This window comes from Lamprobacter sp., from assembly GCF_034860625.1.
GTDB lineage: Bacteria > Pseudomonadota > Gammaproteobacteria > Chromatiales > Chromatiaceae > Lamprobacter.
In genome coordinates, this window is the sequence record NZ_JAYESN010000081.1 from 1 (window position 1) to 19707 (window position 19707).

Consider the following 19707-nt stretch of genomic DNA (forward strand, 5'->3'; position numbering starts at 1 on the left):
GGCATTGTCGAGCCAGGCCGGGCGCGCGTTGTAGAGGTTCGTCAGGGTGCGCTTCTTTAGTTCCTTCTCGTGCTCGGGCTTGGGAATGATCCGATCGGGATAGCCGGGCACGACCTCGGGCACGATATCGACCCATTCCGGCGGATTGAGCCAGTGACGGCGCAACGCGTCGAGCTGATGAGCCGCTTCAGCGATGGGCTCCGCATGGGTGCGAACGTCCGACGTCACGCTCGGAATGGTGGCGCCGCTGGATAGCGTCTCGGTCTCGCCTGCGGTATCGGCTGGCGTCAGGCCCTCGGGGAAGGGGAAGGTCTCGAAGGTCGTCGTTGGGGTGTAACGTGGTCGGTCCTCAAGACTGGTTCCCATCCGCAGCGCCCACAGTTCATGGAACCGCGAGTGCAGGATGCCGAAGGTGGTGTCGTCGGACTTCGCGGTCACAATGAGCTGATGATCGGCGCAGGTTGCAAAATGCATCCAAACAAACAACCGGTGCTTTGCGATCGTTGGTGTTGCGATATAGCGCCTCAAGCCGTCAAGCCTTGCCCGCATAGCCGGCCTAGGCTCGACGAACCGCCACCAGTAACGGACATAGGCTTCTCGTCGGTTTCCTTGACGGACAGCCTTCACGTTGGCGACGAGGTGTGCAAACGGCTGCTGATACAAGGCGGCGTCTGGCTCCTCCATGTCAGTGCCGAAGTCGATGATCCACATATCCCGTGGTCGGCGCGTGACATCGAGGCCATTGGCCCAGGGCTTCACCACGTTGGTATTTGGCTTACCGTGCGGATTTGGCCCGGGAAGCATGGAGCGTGCGAGGTCTCCCGGAACGTCGAAGGCGCCGCCCTTGGTAGTAGCCATGTAGGCAACTTTGGCATTCTCGTGCAAGCGTTTTGCTTGAGTAATGTCGAGGCCCGTCTCCAGTGTCTCTGCCGCTGTCAGATCGGAGTAGATAGCCGCAACAGGGACGCCATTCAGCCGAACGGGGCGCCCGTAATATTTGGGCGCAAACGCTATCAGCGAAACCCGCACCGCAGCCCCTTCGTTGATCCAAGGTTCATCGGACCAGGCATTGAAGAGCGTGCCGCTCTCGGTGATGCGCGCGACCACCTTGCGATTCGGACCACCACGAATGCTGTTGGTCGCGACCAGGCCAGCTAGGCGAGCCTTGCCTGTTTCGAGCTGCGCCCGCGCCTTCTCGAACCAATAAGTGACGAGATCCGCGTCACCTGGTACGCGGTTCTTGTAGAGCTTGCGCAGCCGAATGGCATAGTCCTCCCCCAGGGCGCCGACCATTTTCTTGTTTCCTACGAACGGCGGATTCCCAACGATCGCATCAGCCTCGGGCCACTCGGGCTCGGTGCCGTCCTCGTTCAGCACCGCATCCCGGTTCTCGATGGTGTCGAGCGGCTTGAGGATCGGATTGCGGTTGAGGTTGAAGCCATGGGCGAGCATCCACTGAATCTCGCCGATCCAGATCACAACACGCGCTAGCTCGGCGGCAAAGGGGCTCAACTCGATGCCGAGCACGTTCTCGGGGCCGATCCCAGGGAAAGAACGTGGCAAGCCCATTGCCTCAGCTTCAAGGATGATCTGGTGCTCAAGGTCTTTGAGTCCGAGCAACGCCAACAGCAGGAAGTTGCCAGAGCCGCAGGCGGGATCGAGTACGCGATAGCGCTTTAGGCGTTCGAGGAAGCCTTGTAGGAGCGTAACTGCGGCATTGGTTGACTTGGTGCGCGCCGATGCGCTCTTAGCGCTAGCGGCCTTGTCGAGCTGCGTCTGAATGTCGGCTTTGATGACGCTCCATTCTTCGCGCAGCGGTTGCAGCACCACCGGGTCGACCAGGCGCATGATGGAGTTGGGATCGGTGTAGTGAGCACCGAGCTGGGTACGCTTGTCGGGGTCAAGCCCGCGCTCGAACAAGGTGCCGAAGATGATCGGATTGATGGCAGACCAGTCGAGCCTGGCGACATCGATCAGCAGATCGACATCCTTGTGCTCCAGCGGCAGGGTCGCATCCGAGTTGAACAGGCCGCCGTTGAACCAGTCGATGACGTCAACCCCCATCAGGCCGCCCTTGGCCATGGCGCCGAACAGGCCGCTGAGCATCCCTGCAAGCTGGGCTGGAGACTGTTTGCCGGCTTTCAGGAGTCGTGAGAAGAGTTGATCCGGTAACAGGTCGATGTCTTCAGCGAATAGGCAGAACAGCAGCTGTTGGCTGAAGTGCGCAACGGCATCGGCAGGGTGGCCGCGCGAGCGCAGTGCAAGGGCGAGTTCGGCAAAGCGTCCAGCGGCTTCTTCCGTAAGACTCGCCGTGGTCTGGGTCGGCTTGAGCTTATCGGGGTCGGTGAACGCCCACTTGAGGAGTCGGCGTTTGGCCTGGTCGCGCAAGTCCTCGAGCTGCAGGACGTGCGTGACCGGCACCAGGCGATTGAAGGCGGTATGAATCTCGATCGTCTGCGCGTCGGAGACGATGAGCAATGGCGGATAGTCGAGGGCTGGGGTGTACTGCTGCAACTGCGCGAAAGCCGCCTTCAAGTCCTTGCCCGGACCTTTGTACTCCCAGGCGAAGCGGTCCTTGCGCCAGACATCGGCCCAGCCGTCGGCGCCCGTGGTCTTCTCTGCGCCCTTCTCGAAGCAGAACCATTCCCCTGTCGGATCGGCTTCGACCGGCGTGGGCTCATCCAGCAGCCGGCAGAGATCGATAAAGTGTTCCTGTGCGGAGGAGCGCTCCTTGAGCGTGACGCCCGTCCACTTCCTGACAAACTGGTCTGCGTCCATGGATTTATCCGGATCTCCTGAATCTCGACGGCTACAGAGAGCCGATCCTCTGGAGCCTTGGCGGCTTAGTGGTTGCCAGCTTATTTGCCGCGCTGGCACAGATCATCCATGACCTGAGTCTATTGGTGAACGCGCCCAAGGATCAAGGCTCAAGTGCGGACTGACGTGCGGCTGGTCCGCTCGGACCGAGCCGCGCGCTTCAGACGAGAAGCGTTTGACGATTGGAATCAATCGTTATTGATTCGGGTAGCTGTGGTCATCGTTCGGCACGACCTTGTAAGAGTAGCCAAGGTCCTTCCACGCCGTGATGCCACCCGGCGCGCGGTAGACATTGGTATAGCCGAGCTCCTTCGCCCAGAGCGCGGCATTGTGGGAGCGCCCGCACTTGGTGAAGCCGCAGTAGATGACGATCTTCTTGTCCAAGTCATCGCCAAGCACGGCACGGTAGTCGTCTTGGGTCGGCGAGCCATCGGTGACATCCTCTTCCCAGGTGCCGACATGGTTGGATTGAAAGCCGAAGTGCTTGGCGCCGTCGACGTAGGCCATCTCGAACTCCCAGCGTGGATGGGCATCGATCAGCACGAAGTCCTCGCCGCTATCCAACATCTGCTTGACCTCCTCCATGGTCACCAGCTTATAGCCGCCTTGCACGGTCTCGTTGGCCACCTTCAGGGCGACCGCTTCGATATCGGTCTCCTTGGAGATGCTGGTCAGCGCTTGCACGCTGGGGACGGCAACGATGGCAAGGCTCAACAGGCCGGCGGTCAGGGTTCTCTTCATCATCAAGCTCCTGGTGGTTGATTTTGGTCTTGTTCGAGCGACGAAGACTAGCAGCCACTCGCGAACGCGAAACATGATCACGATTAGGTGGTGGATACGCGAATGGCACCACATGCTTGCCGCTTAGGCGATGGTGAAAAGCAGGCACCCTTACCCATCTCGTGGTTATTGCGACTCAAGCTGCAGGTACGTTTCATTGACATTGCGTTTGTGCCAGCTGTCAAAGTGCTGCAGATGCTCGAAGGCTGGGGCGTCGGCTAGCGCCGTAACGGCTTCGTCGATCGGCTGCCAATCGGCCAGCGCCGTCTCGACTTGGGTGACCAGCCAGTCGAGATAATCGCCGGTGTCGGCCTTGGCCTTGGCCAGGTCGGCCGGCTCGCCGTGCCCAGGCACGATCACCCGCGGTGCCAACGCCTCCAGGGTCTGGAAGCTCTCAAGCCAGTCTGGCATGGCGCTGTGCGGCCAGACACCGAGGATGCGGTCCAGATAGACCAGGTCACCAGCGAAGAGCACGCCGGATGCCGGCAGCCAGAGCAACGCATCGCCTTTATAGTGCGCATCACCGGGCCAGATCAGTTCCATCGCCACACCGCCAAGCTCAAGCTCGGCACGATCGGCGGCGATGGGCTCGGGCGCGGTCAGTGGTTCGGTCCCGGCTACCCGGTCACCGAGCACCTGTCGCAGCCGTCGCAGATGCGACTCGGTGTAGGTCTTCTGGGTCTCGACCGTGCGTGCCAAGGCAATGATCTTGGCGCCGCGCTCGGCGAAGTAGCCATTACCGAGCCAGCGGTGATCCTGACTGCCGAGGTTGATTACCCAGCGGATCGGCTGCTTGGTCACCTCGGCGATGGCCTGTTCGATCAGCGGCCCGAAGGCATAAACCGCACCGCTGTCGACCAAGACGACACCGTCGTCGGTGACGATGAAGCCGAGGTTTGCGTTGAGTGCATAGTTCTCTGGAGTTCGAGGACCAGTCTCGCCAACCAACGCATAGACATTCTCGGCCACTTGATCCGTGCGCGCGATGGTGCTCGCTGCTGGCGCCGCGTCACCGGTCGACGTCCCTGAAGTCGATTCGGACGCGAACCCATCACCAACCAGAAACAAAAAGAGTCCGATCAGCAGCGAGCTCATCGGCACCCAGCCTCCGAACAAACGGAGGCGACGCAGGATTTCACTCTTATCAGTCGCAGTCATCTTGAAGCCCCCCAAATCAGAGCGCGAAGTCGCCGCCTAGCGGCTCATCGCCTTCTACCACCGGCAGCGTCAAGCTGTTACCCCAGTGGGACCAGCCGCCGTTGTAGAGGCGCACATCCTTAAAGCCCAGGTGCTTAAGCTGCATGTAAGCAAGGGCCATACGGAACCCGTCGTGGCAGTAGACGTAGATCCGCTTATCCTTTGGCAACTCAGCATAGAGGGCCTCCAGGGTGGCGTCGTCACGCCACTTGCCGCTCTGGCCGTCGGTGCCATCGAGACTAACGACATTGACTGCGCCAGGGATGTGTCCGCCCATAATGGAGTGACGGATCACCTCGCCGGTGTACATATCGTTCGGACGGGTGTCGAGTAGGATCACCTCCGGGTCTTGGCGCGAGACGACATCATCGTAGACCGCAGTCCATTCAACGAAGAGATCCGGATTCGCTTCCTTGAGCGTCACCGTGCCAGGCTCGCGCGGCTCAACAGGCTCTTTGCTTAGCTCGTTGAAGACTGTCCACTCTAAAGTGCCGCCGTTCAAGACCTTGACCTGATCCAGATTAAAGCCGTAGAGGTCAAGGAGGTAATAGAGTCGCGAGACCAATGCGGTGCTGGAGTCGTCGTAGAGCACCAGTGTCGAGTCGTCATTGACCCCCCAGCCGCGCAAGGTTTCTTGAAACGTCTCGCGCGTGGGGAAGCGCATCAGCGGATCGGACTGATTATCGCCGAGGTCCTTGAAACGCTGCACCTGGACAGCGCCGGGGATGTGCCCGACGGTGAAATAGCGATGCGGGTGATAACGCACCTCGAGCACGATGACGTCTTCATCATCGATCTGGTCGGCGAGCCAGTCGGCGTCGACCAAAAAGTCTGGGGCGGCGTAGGCATGCAATGGCAGCCAAAATGCTACCAGCAGAATCAGCAGGTAAAAGGACCGGGTCATTCGTTGTAATGGATGCAACATGGGACACTTCTCGATTGCGAGTCGTTAGGAATGGAATATGGCCGCCGAACCGGCTTACTGGCGCTTGTGCTCACGCCGGCACGGCGGCACTCAAGTTAATACCCGAATTTGGCCTTTAGACCAACTGTCAGCGTGTTGAAGTCCTTGTCATCGGTATTGTCCATGCGCTGGTTCCAAGCGGCGAGCAGTTCCGAACGCTTGTTCAGTGCATACTTCATCCCGATTGACCAGTTATCCCAGTCCTTCTCGCCGTAAACCGCTCCGTCGCGGTTCTGTCCATAGGCGCCGATGAAACGAAAGCGGTCGACCCCGTAGATGAGGTTGGTGTAGACGTTACGACCCAACCCAAGCTCGTTGGCGTCCTCGTACAAGGCCGAGACCGAGAGCGTCTGCTGACCGTTAAAGGGGCCAAATTTATAGCGGCCCGCGACTTGCCAGGCGCTCCCATTCTCGAGCCCAGTACGGTCGATGCGCTCCGCGTTGATATCGAGCCAGTCAGCGCCGAGGAAAATCGTCCCGTTATCATATTTAGCACCCAAGCCTCCGGCCTGCCCGGCAATGTAGTTCCGCAAGGTCCCGGTGTTATGCATCGGCTTGTTGGAGTCGTCGAACTGAGTCGAATACCAGGCGTTACCGCTCAGCCCGCCAAAGAACTTCGGCGTTTGGTAGTCGGCAGCATTGTTGAAGTAGCTTGAATGCAGCTCCGACATACCCTGGCGGCCGCCCGAGCGAGCCTGCGGCGCGTTATCGGTCCATGGGTCAAGCGCAGTGCCTGTATCCTTGTAGCCAGTAGCCAAACGTCCGATGCGCAGCCGGCCCCAATTAGCGCCCTCCATGCCGGCATAAGCCTCGCGGAACTCGACCTGTTTCGTATCGCTGTCGGAGCCGGGGCCGCCGTTGACGTAATCAGTCGTCTCGTAGCGCAACTCCGCCTGGTAGATAAGCCGAATATCAGGCAAGGATGTCTGCAGCTTGCCCTTAACGCCGATCCGTGAGGCGTTGCTGTTGATCGCCGTGCCATCGTCACCATTCCAGTCGCCGCTGCGATGATCGACACTGACATTAGCCTGGCCGTAGACCTGCACCAGATCGCCGAGCTTCTCCTCACGCTCCTTGGTCTTGGCGATCTGCGTCTCAGCCTTCTGCTGCTGCACCTCTTGCTCCTGCAGGCGACGTTCCATGGCCTCGATCTGCGCTTGCATCTGCGCCATTTGGGCCTTCATTTGGCGTAGGGTCGCGGCATCATTAGCCTGAGCAGGCGCCGCCACGGCCCCCACTAGCAGTGCGGCTGACAAGAGCCGTTGAGTTTGTGTTGTCATCTCCAGATCCCCCTTCTGTGGATGGTGTGCTCGTCCGAATGCGAGCCAAGCCACCCTATCCAAGGAGATCGGCGTGAAACATGATCGTAATTAGGTTTCAGCTCGCGGATACCGACCGCTTGATGACAACCGCCTGTTCATCAGACGATGAAACGCGGCTTTTCGGTAGGTGCCAGCAACCGCAGGTGGGTCGCAGTTCGCTCGATGGTGCCTGCATCGGCCAGTTCGCGTAGAACGCGATAAAGGGTTTCGGGCTCCAGCGCCAACTCATCGGCAAGCTCCACCAGCGGCTTAGCGAGCCGAAAACAGGCGTCGAGACCGCCCTCGCAAACGATCAGATGCAACACCCGGTCGCGCGCACGTCGCAGGCGAATGCGCTCGTAACGCGAGCATTGCCGGCGCGCATTCGAGGCCATCGCCAGCGCGAAGGCGCGCGCGAAGGCACCATCCCTATCCAGTGCCATCAGGACCGCGTCAGAGGGAAACGCAAGCAGGTTGGAGGCGACGGTCGCGAAGGCGTCGCAGACGTAGTTCGGCACGGCGAGCGCCGATTCAGCGAACAGCTCGCCAGCGGCCGCGGTAAGCATCACCGCATGCGCATCGCTATCGAGCGTGCGCACGGCCTGCACGCGCCCAGACTGCACGAAAAAGATGGCATTAACCGGATCGCCCTGCTTGAACAGGCATTCACCCTTTGCGAGTTTGCGCGGCCGCGCCGCCTCGCACAAAACGCTCGGAAGATACTCGGGTAGCTCGTACAGGGTCTCATTCATGGGCAAACGGACAGGCTCGATCGGATGACGGAAGAACGAATTATGAAGCAGATTCGCTAACCGTCGAAGCCCATCGCGTGGCCGCGGGAATATTTACCGGACGGCGAATCAGCTCCCGTCGCAGAGACCGAGATTCGGTCGCTCAGGTTTTGGGCGAAGCGGTGATCTGGACGCCTGCTCGGTTGATAACGGGGGCTCCGGGCGCATGGTAGCAGGGTCCGGCGCCACCGCTTCGACCTGATTCGATGTCGCGGGTGCGTTCGGAGCGCGAGGTTGTTCACTGGCCATTTGGGGCTCGGCGGCCCGAGCGGCAGCACTCGCGAACAAGCCGAATAGGATTAGGACAAGCACCCCGTTGCTGGGATTGGACGTCATCGGCATGGGTTGTCTCCATGAGCAGGTTTCAGGGTTGTATTGTTTATCGCCTCGGTCCAGAACTACCATCGGCGGAGTCGGATGCGCGTTCGCGCGAGCTCGCGCGTTTGCGGTAAGTCGCCAGGTAGATCGCCGCTGCTGAGGGCAGCCCGAGAAGCATCAAGGCAAGACCATATTCGATGGCAACCCGACGCGGCCCGGCGCCTCTGGTTGTCGACAGGTAATCGGCGATTCTCCATGCCTCCGGTGACGCAATCTGGGCGCCATGGAAGAAACGCATCCGCTGCACGCTGAGCTGCCAGCCGAGCCATGTGTGCCGCGCAGTGGCAATGACCTCTGGAGCGTGGCAGCTTAGACAATGGACCTCGACGAGGCGCTCGCCCTCCGGCTTGCGCTCGGCCGCGGCGGCCAGCTCGGACTGGCGGCGGGCCTGCGCGGCGGCGCGCTCACGGGCGGCTTGCTCGGCCCGAGCGGCCTCGCGACGGCGGTCGGCATCGATCTCCGCCTGCATCTGGGCGCGCTCAGCCGCGTCGAGCACAGGGCCACTCGGCAGGTAGTCGTCACTGCCAAGTTCGGCCTGGCCCTGCAAGCCCCAGAGCCCAAGCGCCAGAGCCAAAACAGCGGCCCGGCGATCAGACCTACCTAGCCGACCTAGCCGCGCCCGGCACGCTCGGCGCGGCTGGACAAGCCGACTCAAGCCCCGGTCTTGAGCCGATGCGAGGGCGGACCAGGCGGGGTCATGGTCGCCAGCCCCATGGTCCGATCACGCGATTCCTCGGGGATGGCGATGTGGTCACTCGGCAGGCCATCGGCGGCGAGGCGGGCGCGAATAATGGCCAGATCCTCCTCGCCCAACTCGCGCCCGGCAAACTGAGTCCGCAAGCGAGCGATCTCCGGATCGATACCGCTGTCCCTGGTCTGCGCGGACAGATCCTCACCAACCTCGTGCCTGACCACCGCCTCCAACACGCGCGCGAGGTGTAAGTAAGGATTCGCCGCTAGCCGGAAGCGGCCGGTTGCGGTCTCCAGCTCGGCGCGAAACGGCCCGACCCAGTGAACGACGAACTGAGACAGGATCTGCTCGGCGCGCATCGGTGGCTCGACATGCTGGGATCGCTCAGCGCTTACGGCAGGCTCACCGCCTGCGGCTGGCTCAGCACTTACGGCTGGCCCACCGCCGGACTGCGCCTCCGCCGTCAACAGCCAGGCCACCAGCTCGAGCTGCGCACTCAGATGGTCCGACAGATCGCGGAAGCCGCTTTGTCGCTCGAGCCCACAGCGGGCATAACAGCGCTCCAGCATCGTCAGGCTACCACCCGCGAGGGCACCATCCAGATAGGTCCCAGTATTAAGGCTCGGATGGTGATCACCCGGCACCAGAAACAGCCGCGAGTACAGCACCATGAGCTGCTCGGCATCGGCAATGCTGGTGATCGCCGCCCGGTAATCCGCCAGCGCCGGCTGCAGCGGATAACCGAGCTGCGCGCCCAGCTCATCCAAATCCAGCGGCAGATCCTCGCGCAGAGCCGCCAAGAACCCCGAGTCGCCAGGAGTGGTAAAGGCTCGCGCCAGACAGAGAAAAAACTCAGTCTTAGCAAGGGCCATTGCATCATCGGTCATATCAGTCGTCCCATCCCATGTATCTCACTACCCAAACAGGCGCTAACCACCAGCTCTCTACTGATCTCACCCTTCACCCTTATCCTTTCTCCCTTATCCCTTATCCTTTCTCCTTTCTCCTTTCTCCTTTCTCCCTTCCAACTTCAAACTTCTAACTTCTCCCAAGCCCCAGCTTCAGCTCGCCGAAGGCATTGACGGCATTGGAGAGGAAGATCGCCACCAGCAGCAACAGCCAGCCGGTCGCCGAGGGCATGTAGCTGAGCAGATCCGGCGCCCAGGAGCCCTTGAACAGCGGTACCAACTGACCGCCGATGATGTACTCATAACGCGCGATCAGCAGCGCATTCATCACCAGTAGCGAGGCGATGATCTGGGCGGCGGCATGGGTCCGGGTCAGCGGCGCCAGCAACAGGATCAGCGGCAACAGCAGGCCAACGCTGATCTCGAGGTAGAGCAGCGGCGAGCTGGCCAGATGTTGCCAGACCTGCAAGCCCTCGCTGTTGCCATAGAGCCCGCTGCTCAGCCGCGCCAGCACGAACAGCAGATGGATGAAGATCGCCAGCGACAACAGCGTCGGCAGACGGGTGTCGAACAACTGGCGCAGATCGGCCGGCATCCACTTGGGGTTGAAGGCGTAGGCCAGATAGCTGAAGAAGTAGATGAAGGCGAGACCGCCGAGCAGCGACTCGAAGATGAAGGCGACCGGGATATCGCCAGAGGCCCAGAAGGCACGGAAGCTCTGCGAGCCATAGACGACACCGGCGATGGCGGTGACGCCAAGCGCCAGGGCCAGCGTCACCAGCGCATAAGGCCGCAAGGATGACAGGGTCCAATCGGTGCGGAGCAAGCGATAGAGCAGCACCAGCAGCGAGAGCACATAGAAGCTCACCGCCATCACCTTCCAGTACAGCGGCGAGCTGAACGCAAAGCTGAACGGGATCGCCCAGAGCGCCCGCAGCGGATGCCCAAGTTCGAGCATCAGCACCACGACACCGCCGAGCAGACCGGCCAGCGCCAGCCAGACCGCCCGCCGCAGCACCGGCCGGAAGTCCTCGGCGCCAGTGACGATGGCGAGAGTCGCGACCATCGCCAGCCCGGTCGAGGTGAGCAGGAAGTAGTCGTAGACGACGATCGGCAGGCCCCAATAGAGGCCCAGATTGGTGGTGTTGAAGGCGGAGTGGCCTTGGCTCGCCAGGTTGGCGATGGTCTGGCCGCCGGCGACCAGCAGCCCGATCAGGGCGATGATCAGGATCGCCAGACGCTTGTTCGCCAGGTTTTTTGCCGGGTCTTGCGGTTGTTGATGGCGGGCCTGATGGGCCGCCGAGGGTTGGGGCTGTGCGTTGCTCATGGACGTTCACCTCGATGTTCAAAGGGCTCAGAGACGATCCAGACTAGGCAGTCTCTCAGGCGGACCGGCTGCTGGTGTCTGGAGTCTCATCTGGCGCCGGCGCCGCCGCCATGCTGCGCAGCGAAGGCACCGAGGCGCTGGCCCCACCAGAAAGGTAATAGACCTGCGGCTTGTTGCCGGTCTCGTCCTTCAGGCGCACGCCACGCTGGTCGGCGATGAGCTTGTTGACCCGGCTCTCGGGCTGATCCAGATCGCCGAAGAACCGCGCCTTGGGCGGACAGACGCGCACGCAGGCCGGGACGTATTCCTTCAGCTCGGGGATGTCCTCGTCTAGGTCCGCAACGCCCTCGGGCGCCTTGCTGACCTTGTGGTAGCAGAAGGTGCACTTGGAGACGACCCCATGTGGCTGGATGCCGATGCCGCGCGAGGGATCATCCTGAGGCCCCTTGTAAGGCGGGTCCCATTGGCGCCCCTCGTCGCTCGGGAAGACGCCGCGGATATCGGGCTGAACCACAGCCTTCTCATCGACATAGAAGCGCACACCATAAGGGCAGGCGACCTGGCAGTATTTGCAGCCGATGCAGCGGTTGTAGTCCATCAGGACGAAGCCGCCGTTCGGGTCCTTGTAGGTCGCCTTGGTCGGACAGACCGAGACGCAAGAGGGGTTCTCGCAGTGCATGCAGGGGCGCGGGAACCACATCAGTTTGACATTGGGATAGGTACCTTCGTGATAGAACAGCACGTCCTGCCAGTTCTCGCCTGGCAGGCGGTTGTTCTCCATCGTGCAGGCGGTGGTGCAGGCTTGGCAGCCCGTGCATTTGTCGAGGTCGATGACCATGCCCCATTTCGCCATGAGTCGCTTCTCCGAATAATCGTTGACAGGATGGATGGGCGAGCGCGTTGGCTCAGGCCGGCTCGATGGTCACCTTGGTGGTGTAGTAGCTGCTCTGGCCGGTGATGCGATCGGACTGGTTGACGGTGATCTCACCGCAATGCTCGGGCAGGCGGCCCTTGGCCCAGCGCCCCATGGCCCAGTGACCGTGCTCCATCGGGAAGACGATGGTGTCCGGCCGGCAGCCCTCGAAGTATTTGCAATAGCCCTCGATGCTGCCGAGTTCCGAGCGCAGGCGCACCCTGGCGCCGTTGGCGATGCCACGCTCGCGCGCGGTCTTGGGGTTGATCTCGATATAGGCAGTACTGCGCCCGCCAAGCACCGGTTGCAGGGTGGCGATGGCGACCGGGAGGTTGGCACCGCGGCCTTCGGCATGCAGCGCCACCTTGGGCGTGACCATGTAGAGATCGCCGCCGCCGGGGTGCTGGGGCGCCTCCCAGTGCGGAAACATCAGCTTGTTGCGGTCGCGACCGGTCTTCTCCGCGATCCAGTCGGCGTTGTCCTCGAGCCAGCCCGAGCGCAGCTCGAACTTACCGGACGGGGTCTTGAACAACTCGGCCTTGACCTCGTCCTCGGACATGACCAGGTTGTAACCTTCGCCATCCCATTGGCGGAATTCGCCATCGACCTGGCGGTAGATGTAGGGCTTCTTGTACCAGACGCCCTGCTCCTTCCAGCTCTCGAAATCTTTGACGCCATTGTCGCCAGGATCATCGGCAAAGCCCCTGGCCAGATGCCGCAGCACGTTCTCGCTGTTATCGAGGGCGCGGTAGTACTCGCCCATGGGTCCATTGATGCGCTTGCCGATCTCGATCAGGGTGTCGCCGTAATACTTTGTGTCGTAGAGCGGCTCGATCGCCGGCACCCGCAGTTGCGTCATCGGCCAGCCCTGGAACGGATAGGTCGGCGCATCCTGCAACCGCTCCAGATAGGTGTGATCGGGCAGGACGAGATCGGCGAACATCGCGCTCTCGCCCGGGAACGGCGAGGTGTCGATGACGAACAACTCCTTCAGCGCCTCCTCCCAGACCTGTCCATTGGGCGCGGTCCAGATCGGATTGGTCTGATAGAACATCACCGTATCGAGCTTGTATGGCTTCCCCGCCAGCGAGTTGGGACCGAGATCCTGGAGCATGTTCTTGGCCAACAGGTAGCCATCCTTATCGCCCTTCAGATCGATGCGCGGCTGATCCTTCCAGGGGCCATTCTTGGCGTAGTCATCCTTGTAGTCCTCGGCATCGACGGGCAGCGGTCCATAGGACGGACCCATCTGATACATGAGCCCGCCTTCGGCATAGAAGGAGCCGACCAACGCATTCAGCGCATGGATCGCCATGCCGTTCAGCACGCCGTTGGAATGGGCATGGGCCCCGCGCTCGAACAGCGCGATGCTCGGCCGCGTGCTGCCGAACTCGCGCGCGGTGGCGAGGATGTCGCGCGCGAAGAGTGTGGTGATCTCGGCGGCCCATTCCGGGGTGCAGTCCTTGAGCTCGAGGTTCCACCAGTCCACCAGACCCTTGACCCATTTTTCATCGAAGCTGGCCGGGCTGACGCGACGGCCGGGCTTGAAGCGGTTCTCACCGTCGCTGAAGTCACCGACAAAGGCCCGGTCCCAGAGCCCCTCGGTGAGGATCACATGAGCGATCGCCAAGGCCAGCGCGCCGTCGGTGCCGGGCTTGATCAACAGCGCCCGATCCGACCCGGCCAGCGTGGTGTTCATGTGGATATCAACCGCCGTGATGCGGGTCTTGGGCACGCGCTCACCACGGATGTAACCCCACACCTGCATGTTGTGGTTGTAGGGCCGGAACGCCTCCAGAAAGCCGACACCGAACATCAACAGCATGTTAGCGTTGGCATAGTCGTAGGCGTTGTAGCTGCCGATGCCATCGAGTGCCTTCTTCGACAGGATGCTGCCGTCCGAGCACATCGAAGAGTGGCCGATGGCGACATTGGGCGAGCCATAGAGCGCGCCGAAGGTGCCCTGCAGCCCGGCGTCGGAGGCGCCCCAGCCGCGCCCGTAGCAGAGCGCGAAGCGATGCGATTCGCCCTGGTCGCGCAGCTTGTTCAGGCGCGCGGCGACCGTATCCAGGGCCTCGTCCCAGGAGATGGGCACGAAGCCGGGATCGACATCGCGGCCTTTCTCCGGGTTGGTGCGCTTCATCGGTCCCTTGAAGCGGTCCGGATCGTAGAGGATATAGGTGCCGAGCGGCCCCTTGGGGCAGAGCTTGCCGTTGGCGATGGGATGATCGCTGGTGCCGTAGATGGCATGCACGCGCCCATCGGTGGTGTAGACATCGATGCCGCAGCGCGCCGGGCACTGATGGCAGATGTTCTTGGTGATACGGGTCTCGGGCACAGCCGCGTCGCTCGCCGACGTCTGTGCTAGGCTCGGCTGCAGGGTTGTGAACAGGCCGCCGCCAAGCCCGGCGGCACCGAGGGCGCCGGCCGCGCCGCTGGCTTGCAGGAAGCGCCGCCGTGACACAAGGGCTTGGGTGATCTCCATCGCGTTCTCCTGGGGTGGTTCGTGAATGCGGGGTGTCTGGGCACCCTTGTTGTTGTCGCTCTGGCTGTGGCTGTGGCTCTTTCTGTAGCTCTCGTTGTCTCGTCTTTGTCTTTGTCTTTGTCTTTGTCGTTGATCCGGTGTTATGGCCACTCGACCTGATTGCCGGACAACACTGACCCAAAAGCCCAGATTTGACGGGATATTCGTCTCCGCGAGTCAGGGCAAATGGCTAAACATCCTGTCCGCGAACAGCGTCTGAAATGCCGAGCGCGCGAAGTCCCGATCGCGCGCGCAGGCCTGACAGAGCAGACTCTCGTCCATCTTGTCCGCGCTCGTGCTTTCAGTGCTCGTGCTGCCTGCACTCATGTTGTCGCCGTTAGGCCTGCCTTGATCCAGGCCGTCGGCATCCAGCCGGTCATGGCCCGGCCTCTCGTGGATCGGTCGGTTGGCATCGGCCACCGGTATCGCCGCACCGCAGCCCGCGCAGGCCCGGGTGCTGAATCGGGTCAGGGTTTGCGTGAGTGTCGCTGACATGCCGCCCTCACCGTCTTGGATCGCGATCGGTCGCAGCTCGATCGCCTGCTCCGGGCAGAGCGCGACACAGAGGCCACAGGCCGAGCAGTCGCTGGGGTTGAAGCGATGGCCCTGCTCACCGTCGCGGTGATCGCGGCTGAGTGCGCCGCTCGGGCAGGCACTGGCGCAGAGACTGTGGTGGTCGCAGGCATCGGTGATCGCGAGCGCGGGGAACAGCCGTGCGGGGACGCACTCCGCCGGCGCCAGCCGAAGCAATGCGGCCAATCGGCGCGCCTGTTCTGGCAACCGTTCTGGCAACCGTTGATCAGTTGGCCCTTGATCCGGCGGTCTTTGGTCCTGATGCCTTTGCTCTGGTGGTCTTTCGTGGCTCCGATCGGCGCCCTGCTCTTCGCTTGCCAGTAACAGGCCTTGGCTCGGCATTCGCTCCTGCTGCGGCTGCGGCTGCGGCTGCGGTATTTGACAACCTTGTCGCGACTCCATAAGGGCGACCGGTAACAGCGGCATCGAGCCCCGCCGATCTTGCCGCGACATCGGGTCTCGACGGCCTGGCGACTCCTGGCCCCGCGACCTCGGCGATTCGGCGCAACGTCCGGTGAAGAACGCGCGCCGACTGAGACGGGTCTCCAGCAACGGCTCCGGCCGCTGGAGTGCCGGGCGCTCCGCAGGCTTGGCCTCTTGGGAACCACTGGCGCTGACGTCGTCTGCCGTTGGTGCGGTCGTCAAACGCGGCCACCGCTCCCGCCGCAGCCCGATCCCATCGAGCAGGCGCGCGGTCTCGCCCAGACACCAAGCCGCAGGATGGGAGGCTTGCGTGTCATTGTCAGGGTCTTCAGGGTCTGCCCGACCAGACGGACAGGCCGCGCAAAGACCGCGATCGAGCAGGTGCACGGGCCGGTCCGCCGCGGTCGCGACCAGTTCGAGTAGCCAAGCGGGTGTCAGTCCGCCGAGACAGGGCACGCGCAGCCCATCCGTCGGCGTCAGGTGCTGCGCCACCCGCCAGCAATCGAGGCTGATCGGCACTGGAGTCGCGACTCCAACCGCCGGCGGTTTGGACGACAACCCGGATGGCCGCTGAAACAGCAATTTAGGTGGCAGTTGGTGCGGCAACCGGGGTCGCCGCTGAGGCGACAACCGGGGCGCAAACTGAGGTGCAAGCTGGGGCGAATCAAACCCAGGGACCGCCAGGGCTTCGGTCGGACAGCGCGTGACACATTGACCGCAGTCGGTGCAGCCCGATGCCAGTCGTGGCCCGGTTGGGCTCGGGATCAAGGCGCCGCTCGGGCAAGCATCGGCGCAGCGTTGGCAGGCAAACGCGGGAAAGCGATGCGGCAGGCAGGCGTCGGCCTTGAAACGCAGCCGCGCCTCGCTTTGCATCAGAAAAGACGAATATTGTTCTTTAAGTAGTTGGGCCAACGCTAACAATACCCATGCCAAATCTAGGTGATTACGGTCGCACGCTAGACCTGGCATCGAATGCAGTGCAAGGCGAATGGCTCGATTGATTGCGATATGTCAATTTCTGAGGAGACTGCTCAGTCCAGCGTCAAGGTGCCCAGGACAGCGAACCCGTCGGCCTCATCCGGCGCCAGAACGACGATTTCGGCAGGCTCGATGACCTCAAAACTCAGGGTCGTGATGGTCTCCCCATGGGTGACCAAGGCGAGATTGGCCTCACCAGAGAACGCCGCGATCCGCTCGCGCACGTCCTCGATGAGCCAGGTTGCCTCATCCTCCGGCAGCACCCGCGGGTGGTTGAGCGGGGTCCAAGGCTCGAACGCGCCAAAGGCCAAGGTCGCGGTCTCTCGTGCCCGACAAAGCTCGCTGCTGAGGACGGTCTCGACCTCGACCCCCTGCTGCCGCAGCCGGTTGCCGAGCGCCTCGGCCTGTGCGCGTCCCGCCGCGCTGAGCGTCTGCTCGCGACTGCAATCGCCGTCCTCATCCAGCGTCAACGCCACCTCGGGCGTCGCCTCCTCGGACTGCGCGTGCCGGATCAGCATCACCTTGCCGCCGTCGGCGAGGGCTGCCCAAAGCGCCGCATCCGGTTGAGACTCATCCGCCAGTAACGCGCCTTGGACCAAGGTCAACGCCAAGGCACCGGCACAGAAACCGATCAGGAATCGTTGTCGTCTGCTCATCTGTTTGCTTCTCCTGGTTGCTATGATTAGAGCCACGCTGCAATCGACGCACTTGCGTGACCGCCTCCCGCGACGATCGCGGTGTAACCTAAAAGGGTGAAAATCATGACAACTGTCCTGAGCGATCGCCTCATCCCCCTCGAAGACTATTTTGCCTTGGATTCCGAGACCGCGCCCGAGCGTTGGGAATGGCGCAATGGCGATGTCTATTGCATGACCGGCGCTCAGCCGGAGCACAACATCATCTGCCTCAATGTCGGTGCCGAACTGCGCGCGCGACTGCGGGGTTCCAGTTGCCGAACCTTCACGAGCGATCAACGCATCAAGGTCCACGCGGGCAGTCCCTACCTGTATCCCGACGTCTCGGTCGCCTGCGATCCGCGCTATACCCCCATCAACGGATTGCGCACCCTGCTGAACCCGGTGCTCATCGTCGAGGTCCTCTCGCCTAGCACGGCCCAGGACGACAAGGGCACCAAGTTCATGCAGTACCAAACCATCGAGTCGCTCACCGATTACCTACTGGTCGATTCAAACGAGGTCGCCGTGCTGCACTACCGAAAGGACGTGGAACTCTGGACCCCGCGACTCTTCGAGCAGGTCAGCGACGAGATCGAACTCTCGGCGCTCGGCATCGCTATCCCGCTCGCTGAAATCTATCTCGACAGCGGCCTCCTTGCTGGCTCATGAGTATCGATCCTCGACTCCTGAAGGCAACGGCGTCGAATCGCAGTTAGATGCCGTGATGTTGGCCTGGGCATGGGCATGGGCATGGGCATGGGCATGGGCTTCGCCGCATCACTAACGGCAATGCGGCGATACATGCGGTATATCAAATATATGAAATTTCATATCTGATAGGCTTGTCGTCAGATTTAGCCGTTGCCAAGGTCGCACTCAGCACTTATCCAGCAACTGCCTCCCTATTTGAGAGCCAGTGTCCGGCAATCATCGGGAAGTGGACAATGCATCGCTGCCAAGCAACGACGGCCACGCCACCCGTCTCCGGAGCCTCTCCATGCCTGATCCCTTCGCCTGGCTCGGCGATCGCATCGCCTATTCCCTGTTCGGTCTGAGCCCCGACTCGGCCACGGGCGCAGCATTGCAGTTCTTCGTCATGGATGTGACCAAGATCTTCGCGCTCTTGGTCATCATCATCTATCTGATGGGCCTGCTGCGCGCGCTGATCTCGCCGGAGCAGGTGCGCGCGTTCGTGCGCGGCCGCCCGGACTGGCAGGCGCGCGGCATGGCTGTGGGCCTGGGGGCGATGACGCCGTTTTGCTCCTGCTCCTCGGTGCCGCTGTTCATCGGCTTCGTCGAGGCCGGCATTCCGCTCGGGGTGACCTTCTCATTCCTGATCGCCTCGCCGATGATCAACGAGGTCGCCGCCGTGCTCCTGATCGGCATCCTCGGCTGGCAACTGGCGGCGCTCTACATCGGCGCCGGGCTGATCGTTGCTTGGTTTGGCGGCATCGTCATGCAGCGCTTCAGGCCCGAGCGCTGGGTCGAGGACTATGTCTGGAAGATCCAGATGGGCGAAGCGACGGCCCAGCGTCCGGACACCAGCCTGCGCGGACGCCACCGGTTCGCGGTGGCGGAGGTTAAGGAGATCCTGCGCCGGATCTGGAAGTGGGTGTTCATCGGCATCGGCGTCGGCGCCCTCTTCCACGGCTTCGTGCCGGAGCAATGGGTGGTCGACAACCTCGGCGATGGCCAGTGGCTGGCGGTGCCTGGCGCGGTGCTGGTCGGCATTCCGCTGTATTCCAACGCCACCGGCGTCATCCCGGTCGCCGAGGCGATGCTCGGCAAGGGCGTGGCGGTCGGCACGGTGCTGGCGCTGATGATGAGCATCGCCGCGCTCTCGGTGCCGGAGATGCTGATCCTGCGTAAGGTGATCCGCTGGCCGGCGCTGGCGTTGTTCGCCGGCGTGCTCGGAGGGTCCTTCGTGTTGGTTGGTTGGGGCTTCAATCTTATTACTTGAGCTATTGATGATGAGTTTAACGCTCGACTCAACCATCCGCTGCCCAGAGTGCGGCTTCAGCCGTCGTGAGCGCATGCCGACGGATGCCTGCGTCTGGTTCTGGGAGTGCCCCGACTGCGGAGTGTTGTTGAAACCCAAGCCCGGCGACTGCTGCGTCTATTGTTCCTATGCCGATATCCCCTGTCCGCCGATCCAGGCGGGCGACGGGGACTGCTGCCAATCCACAATCTGAGGTCCATCCATGAAACAGATCAAAGTACTCGGCTCTGGCTGCCGTAATTGCGAGATCACCGCCAAGGTCATTCACCAGGCGGCCACCGAGACCGGTGTCGAGATCGAACTCGAGAAGGTCACCGACATCGCGCAGATCATGGGCTATGGCGTGATGTCCACGCCTGGGGTAGTGATCGATGGCGTCGTCGTTCACTCCGGTGGCGTGCCGGGGCCGGATCAGGCGCGCGCCTGGGTGACAGCAGAATCACCAGGAGACACCCCGGCATGAGCA

At 62.2% G+C, this 19707-nt stretch carries 17 protein-coding genes and 1 pseudogene; 4 read left to right on the top strand and 14 right to left on the bottom strand.

Annotated elements, in window-relative coordinates; translation table 11 throughout:
- The 14 genes and pseudogenes from VBE63_RS17860 to VBE63_RS17920 all read right to left on the bottom strand — a co-directional run.
- A partial coding sequence (locus tag VBE63_RS17860) for a class I SAM-dependent DNA methyltransferase (RefSeq protein ID WP_323684371.1) occupies positions 1 to 2778 on the bottom strand: 2778 nt, incomplete at its 3' end.
- A gap of 234 nt (positions 2779 to 3012) precedes the next feature.
- Complete coding sequence (locus tag VBE63_RS17865) at positions 3013 to 3558, bottom strand: rhodanese-like domain-containing protein (RefSeq protein ID WP_323684372.1); 546 nt, start codon at positions 3556 to 3558, stop codon at positions 3013 to 3015.
- 165 nt (positions 3559 to 3723) lie between these two features.
- On the bottom strand, positions 3724 to 4692 hold the full coding sequence (locus VBE63_RS17870) for an MBL fold metallo-hydrolase (RefSeq protein ID WP_323684373.1): 969 nt from the start codon (positions 4690 to 4692) through the stop codon (positions 3724 to 3726).
- Between the two features lie 79 nt (positions 4693 to 4771).
- Positions 4772 to 5719: a sulfurtransferase gene (locus tag VBE63_RS17875; protein ID WP_323684374.1), complete on the bottom strand. Its 948-nt coding sequence runs from the start codon at positions 5717 to 5719 to the stop codon at positions 4772 to 4774.
- Positions 5720 to 5814: 95 nt separating this feature from the next.
- Positions 5815 to 7038 (bottom strand): porin, encoded by a 1224-nt coding sequence (locus VBE63_RS17880; protein WP_323684375.1) that lies wholly within the window; start codon positions 7036 to 7038, stop codon positions 5815 to 5817.
- A 140-nt stretch (positions 7039 to 7178) separates the two neighbouring features.
- A complete protein-coding gene (locus VBE63_RS17885; protein WP_323684376.1) occupies positions 7179 to 7811 on the bottom strand; it encodes a Crp/Fnr family transcriptional regulator in 633 nt (210 codons plus the stop codon).
- Between the two features lie 418 nt (positions 7812 to 8229).
- Complete coding sequence (locus tag VBE63_RS17890; protein WP_323684377.1) at positions 8230 to 8802, bottom strand: hypothetical protein; 573 nt, start codon at positions 8800 to 8802, stop codon at positions 8230 to 8232.
- Between the two features lie 77 nt (positions 8803 to 8879).
- Complete coding sequence (locus tag VBE63_RS17895; RefSeq protein ID WP_323684378.1) at positions 8880 to 9806, bottom strand: molecular chaperone TorD family protein; 927 nt, start codon at positions 9804 to 9806, stop codon at positions 8880 to 8882.
- 151 nt (positions 9807 to 9957) lie between these two features.
- The gene (gene nrfD, locus VBE63_RS17900; RefSeq protein WP_323684379.1) at positions 9958 to 11154 is read right to left on the bottom strand and encodes an NrfD/PsrC family molybdoenzyme membrane anchor subunit; all 1197 of its coding nucleotides are present in this window, start codon (positions 11152 to 11154) and stop codon (positions 9958 to 9960) included.
- Between the two features lie 55 nt (positions 11155 to 11209).
- Complete coding sequence (locus tag VBE63_RS17905) at positions 11210 to 12007, bottom strand: 4Fe-4S dicluster domain-containing protein (protein ID WP_323684380.1); 798 nt, start codon at positions 12005 to 12007, stop codon at positions 11210 to 11212.
- Positions 12008 to 12059: 52 nt separating this feature from the next.
- Positions 12060 to 14552: a molybdopterin-dependent oxidoreductase gene (locus tag VBE63_RS17910; RefSeq protein WP_323684381.1), complete on the bottom strand. Its 2493-nt coding sequence runs from the start codon at positions 14550 to 14552 to the stop codon at positions 12060 to 12062.
- Positions 14553 to 14768: 216 nt separating this feature from the next.
- Positions 14769 to 16106: a 4Fe-4S dicluster domain-containing protein gene (locus VBE63_RS17915; RefSeq protein ID WP_323684382.1), complete on the bottom strand. Its 1338-nt coding sequence runs from the start codon at positions 16104 to 16106 to the stop codon at positions 14769 to 14771.
- A 177-nt stretch (positions 16107 to 16283) separates the two neighbouring features.
- Positions 16284 to 16556, bottom strand: a pseudogene (locus tag VBE63_RS31470) (hypothetical protein); the annotation flags it as partial.
- A gap of 62 nt (positions 16557 to 16618) precedes the next feature.
- Entirely contained in the window at positions 16619 to 17221 is a 603-nt protein-coding gene (locus VBE63_RS17920; RefSeq protein WP_323684383.1) for a histidine phosphatase family protein, read from the bottom strand.
- A gap of 105 nt (positions 17222 to 17326) precedes the next feature.
- Here VBE63_RS17920 and VBE63_RS17925 point away from each other — a divergent pair, with 105 nt between their 5' ends.
- The 4 genes from VBE63_RS17925 to VBE63_RS17940 all read left to right on the top strand — a co-directional run bounded on the left by VBE63_RS17925 (position 17327) and on the right by VBE63_RS17940 (position 19704).
- Complete coding sequence (locus tag VBE63_RS17925; RefSeq protein ID WP_323684384.1) at positions 17327 to 17911, top strand: Uma2 family endonuclease; 585 nt, start codon at positions 17327 to 17329, stop codon at positions 17909 to 17911.
- A gap of 328 nt (positions 17912 to 18239) precedes the next feature.
- Complete coding sequence (locus VBE63_RS17930) at positions 18240 to 19202, top strand: permease (RefSeq protein WP_323684385.1); 963 nt, start codon at positions 18240 to 18242, stop codon at positions 19200 to 19202.
- A 7-nt stretch (positions 19203 to 19209) separates the two neighbouring features.
- Positions 19210 to 19434: a GDCCVxC domain-containing (seleno)protein gene (locus VBE63_RS17935; protein ID WP_323684386.1), complete on the top strand. Its 225-nt coding sequence runs from the start codon at positions 19210 to 19212 to the stop codon at positions 19432 to 19434.
- A gap of 9 nt (positions 19435 to 19443) precedes the next feature.
- Positions 19444 to 19704 (top strand): thioredoxin family protein, encoded by a 261-nt coding sequence (locus tag VBE63_RS17940; protein WP_323684387.1) that lies wholly within the window; start codon positions 19444 to 19446, stop codon positions 19702 to 19704.
- The last annotated feature ends 3 nt before the right edge of the window (positions 19705 to 19707 follow it).